This is a genomic window from Kitasatospora sp. NPDC059973, from assembly GCF_042737525.1.
In the GTDB taxonomy this organism is placed as follows: Bacteria; Actinomycetota; Actinomycetes; order Streptomycetales; family Streptomycetaceae; genus Kitasatospora.
In genome coordinates, this window is the sequence record NZ_JBHWUI010000156.1 from 1 (window position 1) to 18,884 (window position 18,884).

The window sequence follows — 18,884 nt, forward strand, 5'->3', positions numbered from 1 at the left end:
TCCCGCCGGGCTCTCCACCTTCGCGAGAGCTCACGTTGTCCACAACAGGAACGGGCGGAACCGCAGTTCGGCCGCGGACAATGGCCATTGTCCGCGGCCGGAAGTCGTGCGTCCGCCGTCGGCGGCCAGGCGTACCGGTCCGGCCGGGCGCCCGCCGCGCCCCGTCGCGGCGCAGGAGGGCGCCGGCGCCGACCGACGACGGGCGGGATCACCGCCCGGCATCGGGTCCGGCCCTCGGGTGCGTGGGGGCGGGTTTTGGGGGCAGGCGCTGGATACGGACTGAAGAGGGACGGAGGATCGGGCCATGGGCGACGCGTCGGTGAGGGCCACGGGATGGGCCCGCTCATTCCCCATCGCGGGTGGTGTCCGGGCGGGGCGGCGGTGGACTCGGAACCACCTGCGCTCGCTCGCGTGGACGCGGGACGCGCCCGAGACCGTGGACGCCGTCCTGCTCACCGTCTCCGAGCTGCTGACCAACGCCCACATCCATGCCCACAGCAGCGCGGAGCTGGTGCTGGTGTGGGACGGCCGGTGCCTGCACGTGTCCGTCCACGACGGGAGCACCGCGGTGCCGGAGCCGCGCAGCGCGGGCACCGACGCGCTCAACGGGCGGGGGATGGCGATCGTGGACGCCCTCGCCGACGAGTGGGAGATCCGCCGCCAGCAGGAGGGGAAGACGGTGATCGCCTGTTTCCACCCGCCGGGCGAGCGGGACCCGCACCCGCGCGACACCGCCGGGCGGCTGTGCGGCCCGGCCTGAGGGCGCCCCGGCCTGAGGGCCCGCCGGGGCCCGCCCGCCGGTGTCGCGGTCGGCCTACGTCACGGACCGCCGCTCAGCGGACCTTGATGCCGATCAGGCAGGTGTCGTCGTCGGTGTCCGCGTTGCTGTACCGCAGCAGGTGGTCGAGCCGCCGCTCCAGCTCGGCCGGGTCGTCCGAGCGCTCCGGCGCCTCGGCGCCGGCGAGCAGGTCGTCGAGGGAGTCCTGGAGCGAGCGGTCCCGCCGTTCGATCAGGCCGTCGGTGTACAGCATGAGGGTGTCGCCGGTCTTCAGCTGGATCTCGCCCTCCTCGTACTCGGCCTGGTCGATCGCGCCGAGCAGGATGCCGGCGACCGCGGGCAGTTTGCGGGCCCGGCCGTCGCGCAGCAGGAGCGGCGGCAGGTGGCCCGCCCTCGCCCAGCGCAGCACGTGGGTGCGCGGCTCGTAGAGCGCGCAGACGGCGGTGGCGGTCACGTTGTCGGTCAGGTGGTGCGTCACGCTGTTCAGCCAGGCGAGGAGCTGGGCGGGGCCGGCGCCGGTGGCGGCCAGGCCGCGCAGCGCGTTGCGCAGGGCGACCATGCCGGTGGCGGCGTCGATCCCGTGGCCGGCGACGTCGCCGACGCACAGGAGGACCTGGCCGGTCGGCAGTCCGACGGCGTCGTACCAGTCGCCGCCGACCAGGTGGTCCTTCTCCGCCGGGCGGTAGCGGACGGCGACCCGCAGGTCGTGCAGGTCCAGGGAGCCCCGGCTGGGCGGCATGATGGCGTGCTGCAGTTGCAGGGCGAGCCGGTTGCGCTCGGCGGACTGCTGCTCGGTGTGGGCGAGTTGGTCGCGGGTGGCGGCGAGGGCGACCTCGGTCCAGTGCTGGGCGGAGACGTCCTGGTAGGCGCCGCGGACGGCGATGATCCGGGCGTCCGCGCCGATGACGGGCTCGGCGACCACCCGGATGTGGCGGGCGATCCCGTCGGCCCGTTTCAGCCGGAAGGCGGTGGAGGCGGACCGCCGGTGGTGCAGCAGGGTGCGCAGGAACCGGCCGATGGTGTGTCCGTCGTCCGGGTGGGCGTGTTCGGCCAGGTTCTCGATCGGGAGGGGGTCGGCGGTGAGCGGCAGCCCGTGGAGGTCGAAGAGCGTGTCGTTCCAGGCGATCTCGCCGGTCCGCAGGTTCTCCTCGAAGCCCCCGATCCGGCCGAGCCGCTGGGCGTGCTGGAGGAGGTTCGCGACCTTGGCCGTCGCGTCCTGCGTCCGCCAGAGGACCACCACGTGGGAGCCGTGCCGGCTGATGTCGACGGCGGCCTCGGTGGTCAGCGGTACGCCGCCGACCAGCGCGGAGAGGCTCATCGCGGGGGAGCGGAACGACTCGCCGGTCGCCAGGACGTGCTCGATCTTCTCGAAGAGGCCGCCCGGCTCGGCGGCCAGCGGGTAGGCCTCCAGCAGGCGGGCGCCGGCGATGCAGCTGCGGGGCCGGCCGGCGAAGTCGACGAAGCCGGGGTTGACGTGCGTGATCAGGTAGTCGGTCGGCAGGTCGGCGGCGCCGAACAGCGGCTGCAGCACCAGGCAGGGGTGGGGCATGCCGTGGACCAGCTCCAGGAGTTCGGCCGTGCGCGGCGCCTGGGCGTCCGCGTCACCGGCCGGGCAGGACTCCAGGGCGGTCGCGCAGAGTTCGGCGAGCGTCTCGAACTGCCGCTGGAGCGACTGGGACCGCGGCGGGAGCGTGCCCGGCCAGCAGATCTCCAGCACGCCGGTGATCCGGCCGCCCGCCCCGGCGGGCACGGCCAGCCGGCCACCGGTCAGCTCGCGCTGCCCGATGGACGGGAGGCCGGCCGCCGCCAGTGACTCGTACGCGGTGGCGGCCCGCGCGACGAGCGCCTGGCGGGCCGGGGTCTGCACGCCGGGGGGGACGTGCCGCCACAGCGGCGCCTCCTGGGCGCCGAAGCCGGCGCTGCCCGCCAGCGTCAGGGACTGGTCCGGATTGGCCGACCAGATCGCCACCGCCTGCGCCCCGAGCGGCCGCAGCGCGTGCTCCAGGGCCGACTCGGCGACGGCCTGCACATCGTCGGCGCCGAGGATGCCCGTCTCCGCGCTGCGCAGCCGCAGGCCGACCGGCGGCTCGCCCGCGGCCGCCACGAACTCGCGCGCGACGTCGGCGATCCGGTCCCGGGAGGCCTGGTTGACCACGTCGGCCGCCAGCTCCAGGACGGACACCTTCGACCGGCCCGCGAGCCCTTCGAGCTGCCGGTACGCGTCGGTCGGGCCGCAGCCGAGGCGCTCGACCAGGACGCCCTTCGCCAGCTCGACCAGGGCCCGGCCGTCGGCCTCGGACCGGGCCAGGGCGAGTTCGGCGCGCAGCCGCTCGACGGTGGACATGAGGTGGCCGACGACGCCTATCTCGGCCGCCGTCGCGGGCGCCCGGGTGGCCGCGTTCCGCTGGGTGACGGGCCAGGAGTGCCCGCCGGCCTCCCGCTCGGGGCGGCCCTCCCAGTCGGAGCGGCTCTCCCGGTCGGGGCGGCCCTCCCGCTCGGGGCAGCTCTCCCGGTCGGGGCGGCCCTCCCGCTCGGGGCGGCCTTCCCAGTCGGGGCGGTCCTCCCACTCCGGGCGGTCCTCCTGGTCCGGCACGGCGAGGTACGGTCGGCTTCCGGCGCCCCGAAGCGGCTCGCGGTCGCGCATCGTTCCCTCCTCGGATTGTGTGGTCTCGGCCGGCCTGGGTGGATCGCGACTACGGGCGCAGCCAGCGCTCGATGCAGGCGATGAGGTCGCGCGCGTCGACGGGCTTGGTCACGTGGTCGCTGGCTCCGGACGCGAGGCTCTTCTCCCGGTCGCCCATCATCGCCTTGGCGGTGACGGCGATGATCGGCAGGTCGGAGTGGTCCGGCATCGCGCGGATGGCGGTGGTGGCGGCGTAGCCGTCCATCTCCGGCATCATCACGTCCATCAGGATCAGGTCGATGCCCGCGGTCCGGGTGAGGGTGTCGATCGCGGCGCGGCCGTTCTCGGCCTGGAGGACCCGCATGCCGTGCAGCTCCAGGATCCCGGTGAGGGCGTACAGGTTGCGGTCGTCGTCGTCGACCACGAGCACCGTCCGCCCGGCGAGCGAGCCGTCGACGTGCTGGGCGAGCGGGGTCGCGGTGTCCTCGGCGCGCACCAGGGGCAGGACGTCGCCCGGCTGTTCGGCGCTGAGGTGCAGGGCGATGCGCTCGCGCAGCTCGTCGAGGCTGGACAGCAGCTCCAGGGGCTGCGCGGCGGCGCGTTCCTGGAGCAGCCGTTCCTGTCCGGCGCCCAGTCGGCGGTTGTTGTGGGCCAGGACGGGCACGCTGTGCAGCGCGGCGTCCGCCGCCATCTCCTCCAGCAGGTCCAGCGCCGCGCCGTTCGGCAGGTCCAGTTCCAGGACGACGCAGTGGCACGGCATCGCCGCGAGCGTCTCCGCGGCCTCCCGCGCGCCGACGGTGGTGATGATCTCGACGCCCTCGCGGGGGTCGCCGAGGTCCGCGTGGCGGGTCAGGTCGGCGATGGCGCTCTCCGCGACGAGGGACAGCAGCCCGCGCGGGCGCTCCTCGATGACCAGCAGCCGCTTGGGCTGGGCGGCCGGCGGCGGCGCCGGGTGGCCGGCCGGCTCGTCCTGGTGGGGCGCCGCCGCGTCGGCCGGCCCGGCCTCCGCGGTGGACTCGGGCTGCCGGCCGCTCAGTTCGACGTAGTCCGCCCGGGCGGCGGGCAGGTATAGCGTGAAGACGCTGCCCTGACCGGGGGTGCTCCGCGCGGTGATGGCGCCGCCGAGCAGGAAGGCGATCTCCCGGCTGATCGACAGGCCGAGCCCGGTGCCCCCGTACTTGCGGCTGGTCGTCCCGTCGGCCTGCTGGAACGCGCCGAAGACGCTCTCCAGGTGGTCGGGTTCGATCCCGATGCCGGTGTCCACCACGTGGAAGGCGACGACCGGCCCGTCGTCGCGGCGGGCCACCTCCGGCACGTCGGCCGGGTTCGCCACCTCGATCCGCAGCCGGACGCTGCCCCGCTGGGTGAACTTGACCGCGTTGGAGAGCAGGTTGCGCAGCACCTGGCGCAGCCGGTAGTCGTCGGTGAGCAGCTCGGCCGGTACGTCGGCGGCGGTGGTGACCTCGAAGGTCAGGCTCTTCTGGGTGGTGAGCGGGCGGAAGGTCACCTCGACGTAGTCCAGCAGCTTGCGCAGCGGAAGGCGCTCGGGGGCGACGTCCATCTTGCCGGCCTCGACCTTCGACAGGTCGAGGATGTCGTTGATCAGCTGGAGCAGGTCCGAGCCCGCGGAGTGGATGATGCCGGCGTACTCGACCTGCTTGGCGGTCAGGTTGCGGGTCGGGTTCTGGGCGAGCAGCTGGGCGAGGATCAGCAGGCTGTTCAGCGGGGTGCGCAGCTCGTGGCTCATGTTGGCGAGGAACTCGGACTTGTAGGTGGAGGCGACCGAGAGCTGGTGGGCGCGGTCCTCCAGCTCCTGGCGGGCCTGCTCGATCTCCAGGTTCTTCGTCTCGATGTCCCGGTTCTGCGCGGCGAGCAGTGCCGCCTTCTCCTCCAGTTCCGCGTTGGAGGACTGCAACTCCTCCTGGCGGGCCTGGAGTTCCTCGGAGCGGGCCTGCAGTTCGGAGGTGAGGCGCTGGGACTCGCCGAGGAGCTCGTCCGTCCTGGCGTTGGCGACGATGGTGTTGACGTTGACGCCGATGGTCTCCATCAGCTGTTCCAGGAAGGCCCGGTGGACGGGGGTGAACGCGCGGACGGAGGCGAGTTCGATGACGCCCAGCACCTGCTCCTCGACGACGATCGGCAGCACGATCAGCGAGGCGGCCTCGGCCCGGCCCAGGCCGGAGGAGATGCTGACGTAGCCGGCGGGCAGCGAGTCGACCGCGATGGTGCGCCGGCTGCGGGCGGCCTGGCCGACGAAGGACTCGCCGAGCCGGAAGCGGGTGGGGGTCGCGCCCGGCGGGAACGCGTAGGACCCGATCAGCTGGAGGAAGGTGGTGGAGGCGCCCTCGGCGGTCGTGGCGGTCTCCTCGGCGAGGTAGAACGCCCCGTACTGGGCCGAGACGAGCGGGGTGAGCTCGTCCATGATGAGTTCGGCGACGACGGGGAGGTCGCGCCTGCCCTGCATCAGGCCGGAGATCCGGGCGAGGTTGGACTTCAGCCAGTCCTGCTCCTCGTTGGCCCGGGTGGTCTCGCGCAGGGACTCCACCATGAAGTTGATGTTGTCCTTGAGGTCGGCGACCTCGCCGGAGGCGTCCACGGTGATCGAGCGGGTCAGGTCGCCCTCGGCGACGGCGCTGGTCACCTCGGCGATGGCCCGGACCTGGCGGGTCAGGTTGCCGGCCAGTTCGTTGACGTTCTCGGTGAGCCGCTTCCAGGTGCCGGAGACTCCCTCGACCTCGGCCTGGCCGCCGAGCCGTCCCTCGCTGCCGACCTCGCGGGCCACCCGGGTGACCTCGGCGGCGAAGGCCGAGAGCTGGTCGACCATGGTGTTGATGGTGGTCTTGAGTTCCAGGATCTCGCCGCGGGCGTCCACGTCGATCTTGCGGGTGAGGTCGCCGTTGGCCACGGCGGTGGTCACCTGGGCGATGTTGCGGACCTGGCTGGTGAGGTTGTGGGCCATGAAGTTGACGTTGTCGGTGAGGTCCTTCCACGTCCCGGCGACGTTGGGCACCCGCGCCTGGCCGCCGAGGGTGCCCTCGGTGCCGACCTCGCGGGCCACCCGGGTCACCTCGTCGGCGAACGCCGAGAGGGTGTCGACCATGGTGTTGATGACGCCGGCCAGCGCGGCGACCTCGCCCTTGGCCTCGACGGTGATCTTCTGCGAGAGGTCGCCCTTGGCGACGGCGGTGGCCACCTGGGCGATCGAGCGGACCTGCCCGGTCAGGTTGGAGGCCATCACGTTGACGTTGTCGGTGAGGTCCTTCCAGGTGCCGGACGCACCCCGGACGGTCGCTTGGCCGCCCAGGTTGCCCTCGGTGCCGACCTCGCGGGCCACCCTGGTCACCTCGTCGGCGAACGCGGACAGCTGGTCGACCATCGTGTTGATGGTCTCCTTGAGTTCCAGGATCTCGCCGCGCGCGTCGACCCGGATCTTCTGCGAGAGGTCGCCCAGCGCGACCGCCGTCGTCACCTGGGCGATCGAGCGGACCTGCGCCGTCAGGTTGTCCGCCATCACGTTGACCGACTCGGTCAGGTCGCGCCACGTCCCCGAGACGTCCCGGACGTCGGCCTGGCCGCCGAGCCGGCCCTCGGTGCCGACCTCGCGGGCGACCCTGGTCACCTCCCCGGCGAAGGAACTCAGCTGGTCGACCATCGTGTTGATGGTCTCCTTGAGTTCCAGGATCTCGCCGCGCGCGTCGACCCGGATCTTCTGCGAGAGGTCGCCCTTGGCGACGGCGGTGGCCACCTGGGCGATCGAGCGGACCTGCGCCGTCAGGTTGCCGGCCATGAAGTTGACCGAGTCGGTGAGGTCGCGCCAGGTGCCGGCCACTCCGGGGACCTGGGCCTGGCCGCCGAGCCGGCCCTCGGTACCGACCTCGCGGGCCACCCTGGTCACCTCGCCCGCGAACGCGGACAGTTGGTCGACCATCGTGTTGACGGTGTTCTTCAGCTCCAGGATCTCGCCCCGGGCGTCGACGGTGATCTTCTGCGAGAGGTCGCCCTTGGCGACCGCCGTGGTGACCTGGGCGATGTTGCGGACCTGGTCGGTGAGGTTGCCGGCCATGAAGTTGACCGAGTCGGTGAGGTCGCGCCAGGTGCCGGCGACCCCGGGGACCTGGGCCTGGCCGCCGAGCCGGCCCTCGCTGCCGACCTCGCGGGCCACCCTGGTCACCTCGGCGGCGAAGGAGGACAGTTGGTCGACCATGGTGTTGACGGTGTTCTTCAGCTCCAGGATCTCGCCCCGCGCCGCCACGTCGATCTTCTGCGAGAGGTCGCCCTTGGCGACCGCGGTGGCGACCTGGGCGATGTCCCGCACCTGCGAGGTGAGGTTGCCCGCCATCGCGTTGACCGAGTCGGTGAGGTCCTTCCACGTCCCGGAGACTCCGGGGACCTCCGCCTGCCCGCCGAGCCGGCCCTCGGTGCCCACCTCGCGGGCGACCCGCGTCACCTCGGAGGTGAACCGGGAGAGCTGGTCGACCATGCCGTTGAAGACGGTGGCGATCTCACCGAGCAGCCCGTCCGCGTCGTCCGGCAGCCGGGTGCCGAAGTCGCCGTCGCGGACGGCGGTCAGGCCGCCGAGCAGCCGCCGGAGATCGGGTTCGTCGACCTGCGCGGTGCCGTCGCCACCGCCGGTGTGTGCGGTCTGGGACCTCGTCGCGCCAGCCATCGGACGCCGCCTTCCTGATTGAGCACCCGGCCGCGGATCAGGCCCGGTCCCCGGGTGCCACACGGTCGGAAGCCGTATGAACCCCGGGGACCGGGCCTCGGAACATGCTGTCGGGGACGCTACCGTACGTGTTCTGTCGAGGGCGAACTCCCCTCATCCCTGCCCGGAACGGATCGGCCCCACCCGCCGTTCGCGGTCCTGGCGGGGTTGCCTCGGGGGCAACGGTGGCGAGGACGGGGCGGGCAGGGTGCTCGGCTGCCCGCCCGTGAGGGCCCTGGGGCCGGGGAGGCGGCCGGCACTCCGGCGGCCCCGGGACGGCGCTGTGCCGGGTCGGTCGACGGCCTCCCTCACCAGTAGTGCTTGCGCCCGCCGACGGCGTGCCCGACCGCTCCCAGGATCCACAGGATCAGTCCCACGACGACGAGGACCGCTCCGATCGTCCACAGGAAGCCGAGGCCGGTGAGGAGACCGATGACGAGAAGGATGATTCCGAGGACGATCATGCCGCGCTCCTTGGGCTCTGTGAGCTCTTCCCCCGCGCCGTGCGTCTGCCCGATTGCCGACGGGTCAACCGGCCCTCGCCGGTTTGTTGTCGCCCGGACGGGCCGGCCCACCCGAACGAGCCCGAGGGGACCCGCCGAGCCCCGGGCCGCCCGTCGGGGGAACGCCCCGCGCGACGGGGATTGGCCGCCGGGGGACCGGAAAGACGCCGGGTATGTCCATCCTGCGAGCCTGTGCACGACCGATGCTGGCGTCGATGTTCCTCTACGGAGGCGCCGACGCCCTACTGAACCCCGCCCGGCTGGAGGCCGCCGCCGAACCGGTGGTCGACCCGCTCGCCGAGCACGTCCCGGCCGTTCCGCGCCGGCCCGAAACGGCGATCCGGCTCAACGCCGGGGTCCAGGTGGTGGCCGGCGCGCTGCTGGCGTCCGGCCGTCTCACCCGGCCCGCCGCGCTCGCGCTGGCGGCGACCCTCGTCCCGGTCACCCTGGCCGGCCACCGGTTCTAGGAGGTCAAGGACGAGGAGGAGCGCGCCCGGCAGCGCATCCACTTCCTGAAGAACCTGTCGATGTGCGGCGGCCTGCTGATCACGGCCGCGGACACCGGAGCGGGGCCGTCGCTGGCCTGGCGCGCCCGGCACCGGCGGTGGACCGGCTGACGCCCGCTCCCGGTGCGGCCGCCCGCGACGGGCGGGCGCACCGGGGCGGACCCGGCGTCAGCCAGCCGCCGCGAGGCTCTCCCGCGCGGCCCCGGCCACGGCCTCGGCGGTGAGGCCGAACTCGCTGTACAGGCGCCGGTAATCGGCGGAGGCGCCGAAGTGGTCGAGGCTGACGATCCGGCCGTGCGGGCCGACCAGCTCGCGCCAGCCGAGCGCCACGCCCGCCTCCACGCTCACCCGCGCCGCCACCGCGGGCGGCAGGACGTCGTCGCGGTACTCGCGCGGCTGCGCGGCGAACCACTCCAGGCACGGCAGCGACACCACCCGGCTCGCCACGCCCTCACCGGCCAGCCGCTCCTGCGCCGCCAGCGCGAGGTGCACCTCGGAGCCGGTGGCCAGCAGCAGGACCCGGGGCGGGGCGCCGTCGGCCGGGTCGCGCAGCACGTAGCCGCCGCGGGCGGCGCCGTCCGCCGGTGCGCACCCGCCGGTCCCGCGGTCGAGGACGGGCACCTTCTGCCGGGTGAGGACGAGGCCGGTCGGCCGGTCGTGGTGCTCCAGCAGCGCGTGCCAGCAGGCGGCCGTCTCGTTGGCGTCGCAGGGGCGCACCACGTCGAGGCCGGGGATCGCGCGCAGCGCCGCGAGGTGCTCCACCGGCTGGTGGGTGGGGCCGTCCTCGCCGAGGCCGATCGAGTCGTGCGTCCAGACGTAGACGGTCGGGAGCTCCATCAGCGCGGCCAGTCGCACCGCGGGCCGCATGTAGTCGCTGAAGGTCAGGAAGGTGCCGCCGTAGGGGCGGGTCAGGCTCTGCAGGGCGATCCCGTTGAGGATGGCCCCCATGGCGTGCTCCCGGATCCCGAAGTGCAGGGTGCGGCCGTACGGGCCGCCCTTCCACTCCGCGGTCTCCACGCCCTCGGGCAGGAAGGAGGGCTCGCCGTCCATGGTGGTGTTGTTGCTCCCGGCGAGGTCGGCCGAGCCGCCCCACAGCTCGGGCAGGACCGGTGCGAGCGCGGTGAGCACCCGGCCCGAGGCGGCGCGGGTGGCCAGCCCCTCCCGGTCCGCGGGGAAGGCCGGCAGGTGGTCGGCCCAGCCGTCCGGCAGCCGGCGCTCCGTCAGCCGGTCCAGCAGCGCCGCGCGCTCGGGGTGCTCGCCGCGCCAGCGCTCGTAGCGCGGGGTCCAGGCCTCGTGGAGTTCACGGCCGCGCTCGCGCGCCCGGCGGGTGCGGGTCAGGACCTCGTCCTCGACGGTGAAGCTGCGCGCGGGGTCGAAGCCGAGCAGTTCCTTGGTGGCGGCGACCTCCTCGTCGCCGAGCGCGGAGCCGTGGGCCTTGCCGGAGTTCTGGAGGCTGGGGGCGGGCCAGCCGATGACCGTCCGCAGCACCAGCAGCGAGGGCCGGGTGGTCTCCGCGCGGGCGGCCCGGAGCGCGTCGAGGACGGCGTCGACGTCCTCGACGTAGCGGCCGGTGCGGGTCCAGTCGACGGTCTGCACGTGCCAGCCGTAGGCGCGGTAGCGGGCGGCGACGTCCTCGCTGAACGAGACGTCGGTGTCGTCCTCGATCGAGATGTGGTTCTGGTCGTACACCATGGTCAGGTTGCCCAGCCGCTGGTGGCCGGCCAGCGAGCTCGCCTCCGCGGTGACGCCCTCCATGAGGTCGCCGTCCGAGGCGAGGACGTAGACGTGGTGGTCGAAGGGGCTCTCGCCGTCCGGGGCGTCCGGGTCGAGCAGGCCGCGTTCCCGGCGGGCTGCCATCGCCATGCCGACGGCCGCGCCCAGCCCCTGGCCGAGCGGGCCGGTGGTGATCTCCACGCCCCGGGTGTGCCGGTACTCGGGGTGGCCGGGGGTGGCGGAACCCCAGGTCCGCAGGGCTTCCAGGTCGGAGAGCTCCAGGCCGTAGCCGGTGAGGTACAGCTGGACGTAGAGGGTGAGGCTGGTGTGTCCGCAGGACAGCACGAAGCGGTCGCGGCCCAGCCACTGGTCGTCACCGGGGTCGTGGCGCAGGACGTTCTGGAACAGCAGGTGGGCCAGTGGCGCCAGGCTCATCGCCGTCCCGGGGTGGCCGTTCCCGGTGCGCTGCACGGCGTCGGCCGCGAGCAGCCGGGCGGTGTCCACGGCCCGGACGTCCACGGCGTCCCAGCCCGCACGTGCGGCGACGGGGTCGGCCAGCGACTGGTGGCGGGTCGCGGGGTGCTTGTCGGGGGGTGTCACGGGTGTCCTCCCAGGGGGCCGGTCGGGGTCGGTGAGGTCGCCGGGGACGGTTCGGCGCGTCCGCGCGGCCTCCAGCGCCTACCCGGTGACCGGACCCGCATGGCCCGATCCGGTCCGGGATTCACCCGCCCGGTCCGGCCGGCGCGCGGCTGCCCCGTCCGCGACCCGAAGGGCGGCCCCTCCGCACTCCGGTGTCGGGGCGGCGCGCGGGGGTAGCCTCCGGACATGCCACACCACGATCTTGTCGTCCTGGGCGCGGGCTCCGGCAACACGGTGATCGACGACCGCTTCGGCGGCCTCGACGTCGCCGTCGTCGAGGAGGGGCCGTTCGGCGGGACCTGTCTGAACCGGGGCTGCATCCCCAGCAAGATGCTCGCCCACACGGCCGACGTCGCGGACACCGTGCGGGAGGCCGGCCGCTTCGACGTGGACGCCGCACCGGGCGTCCTGCGGTGGCCACGGGTACGCGACCGCGTCTTCGGGCGCCTCGACGGGCAGGCCGCGGAGGGGGAGCAGGGCCGGCGCGACTCGGACTTCGTCACCGTCCACCGCGGCCGGGCGCGCTTCACCGGCGAACGGACGCTGGTGGTGGAGGGCGACGGGAGAGAGGTGCACATCACCGCGGACCGGGTCGTGGTGGCGGTCGGCAGCCGCCCGGTGGTCCCGCCGCCGGTACGCGACAGCGGGCTGCCCTACGAGACCTCCGACACGATCATGCGGCGCCCGACGCCGCCGCGGCACCTGGCCGTCCTCGGCGGCGGCTACATCGCCGCCGAGCTGGCGCACGTCTTCCACGCGGCCGGCAGCCGGATCACGGTCATCGAGAAGCAGGAGACCCTGCTCGCCCCGCAGGACGAGTCGGTGTCCCGCGCCTACACCCGACTGGCCCGCTCCGCGTTCGACGTGCGCACCGGCGTCGAGCTGACCGGACTGGAGGGGGAACCGGGCCGGCTGCGGCTGCGCCTGGACGACGGCTCCGCGGTCGAGGCCGACGCCCTGCTGGTGGCGGTCGGCCGGACCCCCAACAGCGACACCATCGACGCCGACCGGGCCGGCATCGCCCTGCGGGAGGACGGCCGCGTGGTGGTGGACGCCCACCAGCGGACCACCGCGCCGGGCGTCTTCGCCCTCGGTGACGTGTGCACCCCCGTGCCGCTCAAGCACGTCGCCAACCGGGAGGCGCAGGTGGTCGCGCACAACCTGCTGCACCCCGACGACCTGATCGCCACGAGCCACGACGCCGTCCCCGCCGCGGTCTTCACCCGCCCCCAGATCGCCCAGGTGGGCCGGACCGAGCAGGAGTGCCGGGACGCCGGCCTCGACTACACGACCGCCACCCGCCGGTACGCGGACGTCGCCTACGGATGGGCGCTGGAGGACACCGCCGGCTTCTGCAAGGTGATCGCGGACCCGGGGACCGGCCGCCTGCTGGGTGCCCACATCCTCGGCCCGCAGGCGTCCACCCTGATCCAGCCCCTGGTCGTCGCGATGAGCCTCGGCATCGACGTCCCCACCCTGGCCGGCACCCCGTACTGGATCCACCCCGCCCTCACCGAGGTCGTCGCCAACGCCCTGCTCGACCTCGACCTCTGACGGCGGGCCCGGCCGGGCAGGCGGCGCATCCCGTCCGGAGGGCGCCGTCCGGACGGGATGCGCCGGCCCGGCCATGAAACGGCGGTGTCCGGGCAGACGAGTGGCGTGACCACAGGGGTAAGGCGTCCGCTCCGAACGATCGCACCGGCACTGCTCGCCCAGACGGTGCTCATGGTGCTGGCCGGTCTCACGATCACCCACCCGCCGCTGCACCTCTGGCGGCCGGGGGAGAACGCGCTGACCGACCGGCTCGCCGCGGGCCGGGTACCCGTCCTCGACACCGTCACCGCGTGGCTCTCGGTCCTCGCGAGCACCGGGGCCGTGATCGCCGTGGCGGGCGCCGCCGTGCTCGCGCTGCTGCTGGGCGCCCGGCGGTGGCGCGAGGCCGCCTTCCTCGGCGGCGCCGTCGCCGCCCAGTCCGCGGTCTTCCTGCTGGTCACCCTGTGCGTGGACCGGCCCCGGCCGACCGCGCCCCGGCTCGACGGCGCACCGCCGACCTCCAGCTTCCCGTCCGGCCACGTCGGCGCGGCGGTCGCGCTGTACGGCGCACTGGCCGTCCTCGCCGTCCTGCGCCTTCGGGGGCCGCTCCGGCTGCCGCTGTGCGCCCTGGCGGCGCTGCTGCCGGTGCTGGTCGGGTTCAGCCGGCTGTACCGCGGCATGCACCACCCGACCGACGTGCTGGCCGGGCTGGTGAACGGCGGTGCCGTGCTCTGGATCATGTGGCGGGCTTTCCTCTCCGACCCCAGGGAGACCACCGTGGCAGCCGTACCCGATCACCCGTCCGCCGGCCGGGCGGTGGTGGTCTTCAACCCCGTCCTGGTCGACGAGGACACCCTCGACCGGATCGACCGCGTCCTCGCCGGCCGCGGCTGGGCGGCGCCGACCAGAGCCGCCACCAGCGAGGCCGACCCCGGCCGGGGCGCCGCGGCGGCCGCGGTCGCCGCCGGGGCCGACCTGGTGGTGGCCTGCGGCGGCGACGGCACCGTGACGGCGTGCTCGCACGCCCTCGCCGGTACGGGCGTCGCGCTGGCCATCGTCCCCTGCGGCACCGGGAACCTGCTCGCCCGCAACCTCGGCCTGCCGGCGGACCCGGCGCGGGCGCTGGCGGACGCCCTCGCGGGCGGGCCCCGCCGGATCGACCTCGCCACGGCCGACGGCGACGGCATCACCGCCACGGTGGTCAGCGCCATGGCGGGCATCGGCCTGGACGCCGCGGCGATGGCCGGTACCAGCCGCCGCGCGAAGAGCCGCTGGGGCTGGCCCGCCTACGTGCCCCCGCTGCTCCGCCACCTCGGCGACCGCCGGATGCGGCTCACCGTCACCCTGGACGACGCGCGCCCGCTCCACCGGCGGGCCGCGATGGCCGTGATCGGCAACGTCGGCGCACTCCAGGGCGGGATCCGGCTGCTGCCCGGCGCCCGGCCGGACGACGGCCTGCTCGACCTCGTCCTCGTCCACCCGCGCGGCCTCGCCGGCTGGCCGGCGGCGGCGGCGCGGCTGCTCACCGGGCGGACCGGCGCGGGGGGCGGGTCGGCGCCGTTCGAACACTTCCAGGCGCGCCGGATCCACCTCACCGCCGACCGGGACCAGCCGCGGGAGCTCGACGGGGAGTGCCTGCCGGCCGGCCGCACCCTGCGGCTGGCCGTCCGGCCCGGCGCCCTGCTGGTCCACACGCCGACGGCCGGCGGGCCCCCGGTCGGCGGGCCCCCGGGCGACGGAGCCGCGGTCGACGGAGCCGCGGGTGACGGGGCTGCGGGTGACGGGGCTGCGGTCGACGGGGCTGCGGGCGACGGGTCCCACCCGGTCGGAGCCGATCCCGTCCCGGCCGAACGGAGCAGCTGAGTGGGAACCGCCACCCGCGTCGGCCCCCGCGGCCGCGAGCCCGAGGAGCTCTCCGCCGACGAGGCCGTCACGACACTGCGCGCGTACGGCCGGTGGCAGCTGCTCAGGGACGCCTTCCTGCGCTTCCGCTACGCCGACGGCTTCAGCCACGCCCGGGCCCTCGCCTTCCAGACCGTGCTCGCCCTCGTCCCGTTCGCGATCGCGGTGGTCGGCCTCTCGTCCGTCCTGCACACCCAGTGGCTCGGCCGGGTGACCGAGCTGACCATCGCCCGGCTCACCGCGGGCCCGAGTTCCGACCTGGTCGACCAGGTCCTACGGAGCGGCCGCGAGCGCGCGGGGGACGGCGGGAGCGTCGCCCTGTGGGGCGGCGCCGTGTTCTCCCTCGTCAACGTCGCCACCGCGATGTGCCAGATCGAGCGCGGGGCCAACCGGATCTACGGCATCGAACGCGACCGGCCCTTCCACCGCAAGTACGCGCGCGGACTGCTGATGGCCGTGCTGGCCGGTCTGCCGCTCGGCCTCGGCTTCGTCCTGCTGGTGGCGGGCCGGGAGATCGCCGCGGCGGTCGTCGAGGCGGGCGGGCCGGGAACCCATCGGGAGGCCCTCGTCTGGGCGGTCCTGCGGTGGCCGGCCGGCATCGTGCTCGCCCTGCTGTCCGCGAGCGTCATCTTCCACCGGGCACCGCGCCGCCGACAGCCCGGCCACACCTGGCTCGCCTTCGGCGCCGCCGTGTACCTGGTGCTGTGGGTCGGCCTGACCGCCCTACTCGGCCTGTACCTGCGGCTGAGCAACTCGATCGACGCGGTGTACGGGCCGCTGAGCGTGATCATCTCGCTCCTGATGTGGGCCTACCTGACCGCGATCGCGCTCTTCCTCGGGATCGCCTTCGCCGCGCAGCTGGAGGCCGACCGGGCGGGCGTCGAGGAGCCGGTGCTGCCCGACCCCGAGGATGACTCCGCAGGTCGTGGGTAGACGAGCCGTGATGACAGCTGACCGGAGGCCGCACCGAAGCCCCGCCCGTACCCGGGTCCCCGCGCTGCGCCGGCTCTCCCGGCGCTGGCTCACCCGGCGCCGCTTCTCCCAGCGCCGGGCCGACCGGCGCTTCGGGGAGCGCCTGCTCGGGGCCGTCCTGGCGTTCGCCGTGGCGGCGGTGCCGGCCGCCGTCCTGCTGGTGCTGATCGAGGCCGGCTGGGAGCCGCTGCGCGAGCTGGACGCCGGCGCGGCGGTGCACCTGAACGCAGCCGTCCGGCACCACCCGCTCCTGCTGGAGACCACGCGGGTACTGAGCAACTGGGTCTGGGACCCGGTCACGATGCGCCTGCTGGTGGCGGCCACCGTCGGCTGGCTGCTGTGGCGGCGGGCCTGGCGGCTGGCCCTGTGGGCGGCCCTCACCGAGCTGGCCGCCGGTCTGACCGGCCTGCTGGTCAAGGTCACGGTGGCCCGGGTCCGGCCCCGGCTGCCCGATCCCGTCGCCCACGCGCCGGGCTTCTCCTTCCCGTCGGGGCACGCCATGACCGCCATGGCCTCGTGCGCGATCCTGCTGCTGGTGCTCCTGCCGGTCGTGCCCCGGCGGGCCCGCCCGGTGGCCTGGGCGATCGCCGCGGTGACCGTGCTCGGGACGGGTCTGACCAGGATCGCCCTCGGCGTGCACTGGGTCAGCGACGTCCTCGGCGGCTGGCTGCTCGGGTTCGCGCTGGTCGCTTCGACCGCCTGGGCGTTCGAGGCCTGGCGGCGGGAGAGCGGCCTCCGCACGCCGAGGCTCCCGGAGGGCCTGGAACCCGAACTCGCCACGGACGACGACCCCGGCCCGCGGCCGGCCGGCAGCCGCCCGCACCGACCGGTGCGGTGAGGCGCCGGCCGGCCGCCGGGGGCGGGCGGGAAGCCGGAGCGGCCCGCCGGTCGGACCGGCAGGCCGCCCCGGAGGCCGAGGTCAGAAGAGTTTCTTGAACAGGCGCGACGCTCCCTTGACCACCTTGTCGCCCCCGAGCTTCTTGGCCAGCGGCCAGCCGACGGTGCTCAACGTCAACCTGCCGACCGAGTGCATGAACTCCTTGCTGGTCCACCCGTACCCGTAGCCGGTCAACAGGACGTTGGCCACGCCGGCTTCCAGGGACATCCGCGTGAGCTGGGCCGACGCGGCGGGACCGATCACCGGGATGAACCGCGCGGGCAACGCCAGCATCCCGGTCACGGAACTCACCTGGCGGGTCGCGGCCGCGTACTGGCGGGCCAGGGCCCGGTAGTCCGGCGGGCCGGGGAGCTCGATGCCGCCGTTGGGCCTGGGCAGCGGCGTGACGCTGTCGTTGCGCGGGTGGTCCGCCGGGTTGACGTTGTTCGCGGCGTCCTGCCGGGCCTGCTCCGCGGCCCTGGCCACCTCCTGGGTCTGCTCCTGCGCGGTCTTCCGGATCACGGTGTCCCGGGCCTCGGAGGCGGCCTGCTCGGCCTGCGCCGCACTCATGCCGGCGGCGACCGCCGATCGCCTGGCGTCGGCGGCCGCGGACGCCGCGCCGGCCGCCGACGCCACCGCGCTACCGGCGGAGGCCACCGCCTGGTTGGCCGAGTAGTTGGCCTCCCGGGTCGCCAGCCGCGCGGTGGTCTCGGCCGCGGCGGCCTGCTGGGCGGAGGCCGCCGCAGCGGCCGCCGACGTGTTGGCCTCGGCCGCCCTGGCCTTCGCCTGGTCGGAGTAGCCCTTGGCCTCCGAGGCCGACGCCCTGGCCCGGTCGGCCCACTGACCGGCCTCCGCGGCCGACGACCGGGCCTGGGCCGCCACCACGGACGCCTCGGCGGCGTTCTGGTTCGCGAGCGCCGCGGCCTGGGCGGCGCCCGCGATCAGCGCGCGGACGGCCGCCACGTGGGTGGCGGTGTCCTGGTCCTGCTGCGCCGCCCGGTACTGCGCCCGGCCGACGAAGGCGGTGCGCATCCAGGCCGGACCGGCCATCGCGACCTGCCCGCCGGCCGCCACGTTGGGGCCGCCGGTGGCGATGGCGGCGAGCGCGCCGACACGGTCGTCCTCCGCCAGAGCCGTGGGGTAGCCGGTGAGCAGGAAGGCGCTCAGGGCCTTGGCACTGCCGTCGCTGAGCGCGGCGCTGCCGGCGTCCCTGACCGCCCTGCCCGCGTTGTTCATGAGCTTGAGGATCTGGACGCGGTAGTCCTCGGCCTGGATCGTGTAGAGGTCCTCGGTGAGGAACTTCTCCACCTTCGCGGCGTCGTCGGCCGCGAGGACCTGCTGGGCCGCCTGGGCCAGGCCCGGCCCGCCGAGTCCGGCGAGGAAGGCCACCTTCGCCCGGTCGTCCTGGCGCAGCGCCTTCGGGTGGTCGGACCTGGCCCAGCCGATCACCTCCCGGTCGGTGCCGGCGAGCGCCTCCTGGGCGGCCTGTCCGGTCCAGGCGCCGCTGCTGGACAGCAGGTTGACGGCGGCCCGGCGACCGGCGTCGGCCGCCGCCCTGGTGTCCTGCCCGGGATCGGCGGCCGTGGCCAGCAGCTGCTTGGTGGCCTCGCTGACGGACGCCGCCTGCGTCGCGGCGGCTTCCAGGAGGGCCTGCCGGTCCTGCTCGTCCTTCTGCAGCGTCGCCGCCTCGTCGATGCCGAGCTTGGTGTCGGCATCGAGTTCCGCCTGCTCGCTCTCGCGGGCGAGCTGTTCGACGCCCTGCGCGAGGGTCACCGCGTCGGTGGCCGTCGTGGCGGCGGCCAGCGCGGCGTTGGCGTGCTCGGTCGCCTTGTTCGCCCAGTCCTGCGAGCTGCCCGCCTGGGCCGCCGCCTCGTCCGCCGCCTTGGCGGCGTTCTCGGCGTGGTCGGCGGCACTGTTCGCCGCACTGTTGGCCTCCCGGGCGGCGGAAGCCGCCCGGGAGGCCAGCGAGTTGGCCCGCCCGGAGGCCTCGGTGGCCGCGGCCGACGCACTGCGCGCGTCCGCGGCCGCCGCGGCGGCCCGGCGGGACTGGGCGGTGGCCTGACCGGCGGAGGCACTGGCCGACGCCGACGCGGTGGCCGCGGCGGCGGGCGCCGAGGCCTGAGCCTCCCGCAC

The 18,884-nt window shown here is 74.8% G+C and carries 11 protein-coding genes; 6 read left to right on the top strand and 5 right to left on the bottom strand.

Going from position 1 to position 18,884, the window contains the following annotated elements; genetic code table 11:
- The first annotated feature begins 304 nt into the window (after positions 1 to 304).
- Positions 305 to 760, top strand: a complete 456-nt coding sequence (locus ACFWA9_RS31145; RefSeq protein ID WP_352286558.1) for an ATP-binding protein — start codon at positions 305 to 307, stop codon at positions 758 to 760.
- Between the two features lie 73 nt (positions 761 to 833).
- Here the strand turns inward: ACFWA9_RS31145 and ACFWA9_RS31150 are convergent, their stop codons facing one another.
- From ACFWA9_RS31150 to ACFWA9_RS31160, 3 genes are all read right to left on the bottom strand, one after another.
- A complete protein-coding gene (locus ACFWA9_RS31150; RefSeq protein ID WP_380391487.1) occupies positions 834 to 3,422 on the bottom strand; it encodes a SpoIIE family protein phosphatase in 2,589 nt (862 codons plus the stop codon).
- A gap of 49 nt (positions 3,423 to 3,471) precedes the next feature.
- Entirely contained in the window at positions 3,472 to 8,067 is a 4,596-nt protein-coding gene (locus tag ACFWA9_RS31155) for a HAMP domain-containing protein (protein WP_380391490.1), read from the bottom strand.
- Between the two features lie 347 nt (positions 8,068 to 8,414).
- A complete protein-coding gene (locus ACFWA9_RS31160) occupies positions 8,415 to 8,570 on the bottom strand; it encodes a DUF6131 family protein (RefSeq protein ID WP_352286563.1) in 156 nt (51 codons plus the stop codon).
- Positions 8,571 to 8,782: 212 nt separating this feature from the next.
- Between ACFWA9_RS31160 and ACFWA9_RS31165 the strand changes: the two genes are divergently transcribed.
- Entirely contained in the window at positions 8,783 to 9,076 is a 294-nt protein-coding gene (locus tag ACFWA9_RS31165) for a DoxX family protein (protein ID WP_380391494.1), read from the top strand.
- 207 nt (positions 9,077 to 9,283) lie between these two features.
- Here ACFWA9_RS31165 and tkt read toward each other — a convergent pair whose 3' ends face one another.
- On the bottom strand, positions 9,284 to 11,428 hold the full coding sequence (tkt, locus tag ACFWA9_RS31170) for a transketolase (protein ID WP_380391497.1): 2,145 nt from the start codon (positions 11,426 to 11,428) through the stop codon (positions 9,284 to 9,286).
- Between the two features lie 225 nt (positions 11,429 to 11,653).
- Here tkt and ACFWA9_RS31175 point away from each other — a divergent pair, with 225 nt between their 5' ends.
- The 4 genes from ACFWA9_RS31175 (at position 11,654) to ACFWA9_RS31190 (ending at position 16,712) form a co-directional block, all read left to right on the top strand.
- The gene (locus tag ACFWA9_RS31175; protein ID WP_380391500.1) at positions 11,654 to 13,021 is read left to right on the top strand and encodes a mycothione reductase; all 1,368 of its coding nucleotides are present in this window, start codon (positions 11,654 to 11,656) and stop codon (positions 13,019 to 13,021) included.
- 105 nt (positions 13,022 to 13,126) lie between these two features.
- Positions 13,127 to 14,863, top strand: a complete 1,737-nt coding sequence (locus ACFWA9_RS31180) for a diacylglycerol kinase family protein (protein ID WP_380391503.1) — start codon at positions 13,127 to 13,129, stop codon at positions 14,861 to 14,863.
- Positions 14,864 to 15,835: a YihY/virulence factor BrkB family protein gene (locus tag ACFWA9_RS31185; RefSeq protein WP_380391506.1), complete on the top strand. Its 972-nt coding sequence runs from the start codon at positions 14,864 to 14,866 to the stop codon at positions 15,833 to 15,835. It begins immediately after the preceding gene.
- A gap of 10 nt (positions 15,836 to 15,845) precedes the next feature.
- Complete coding sequence (locus tag ACFWA9_RS31190) at positions 15,846 to 16,712, top strand: phosphatase PAP2 family protein (RefSeq protein ID WP_380391509.1); 867 nt, start codon at positions 15,846 to 15,848, stop codon at positions 16,710 to 16,712.
- Between the two features lie 81 nt (positions 16,713 to 16,793).
- Here ACFWA9_RS31190 and ACFWA9_RS31195 read toward each other — a convergent pair.
- Positions 16,794 to 18,884: ALF repeat-containing protein (locus tag ACFWA9_RS31195; RefSeq protein WP_380391512.1), on the bottom strand; the 2,091-nt coding region annotated here is incomplete at its 5' end.

What these genes read in the sequence shown, in the direction of transcription:
- ACFWA9_RS31145 (WP_352286558.1), top strand. Translation starts at nt 305, where the DNA reads ATGGGCGACGCGTCGGTGAGGGCCACGGGATGGGCCCGCTCATTCCCC.
- ACFWA9_RS31150 (WP_380391487.1), bottom strand. Translation starts at nt 3,422, where the DNA reads ATGCGCGACCGCGAGCCGCTTCGGGGCGCCGGAAGCCGACCGTACCTC.
- ACFWA9_RS31155 (WP_380391490.1), bottom strand. Translation starts at nt 8,067, where the DNA reads ATGGCTGGCGCGACGAGGTCCCAGACCGCACACACCGGCGGTGGCGAC.
- ACFWA9_RS31160 (WP_352286563.1), bottom strand. Translation starts at nt 8,570, where the DNA reads ATGATCGTCCTCGGAATCATCCTTCTCGTCATCGGTCTCCTCACCGGC.
- ACFWA9_RS31165 (WP_380391494.1), top strand. Translation starts at nt 8,783, where the DNA reads ATGTCCATCCTGCGAGCCTGTGCACGACCGATGCTGGCGTCGATGTTC.
- ACFWA9_RS31175 (WP_380391500.1), top strand. Translation starts at nt 11,654, where the DNA reads ATGCCACACCACGATCTTGTCGTCCTGGGCGCGGGCTCCGGCAACACG.
- ACFWA9_RS31190 (WP_380391509.1), top strand. Translation starts at nt 15,846, where the DNA reads ATGACAGCTGACCGGAGGCCGCACCGAAGCCCCGCCCGTACCCGGGTC.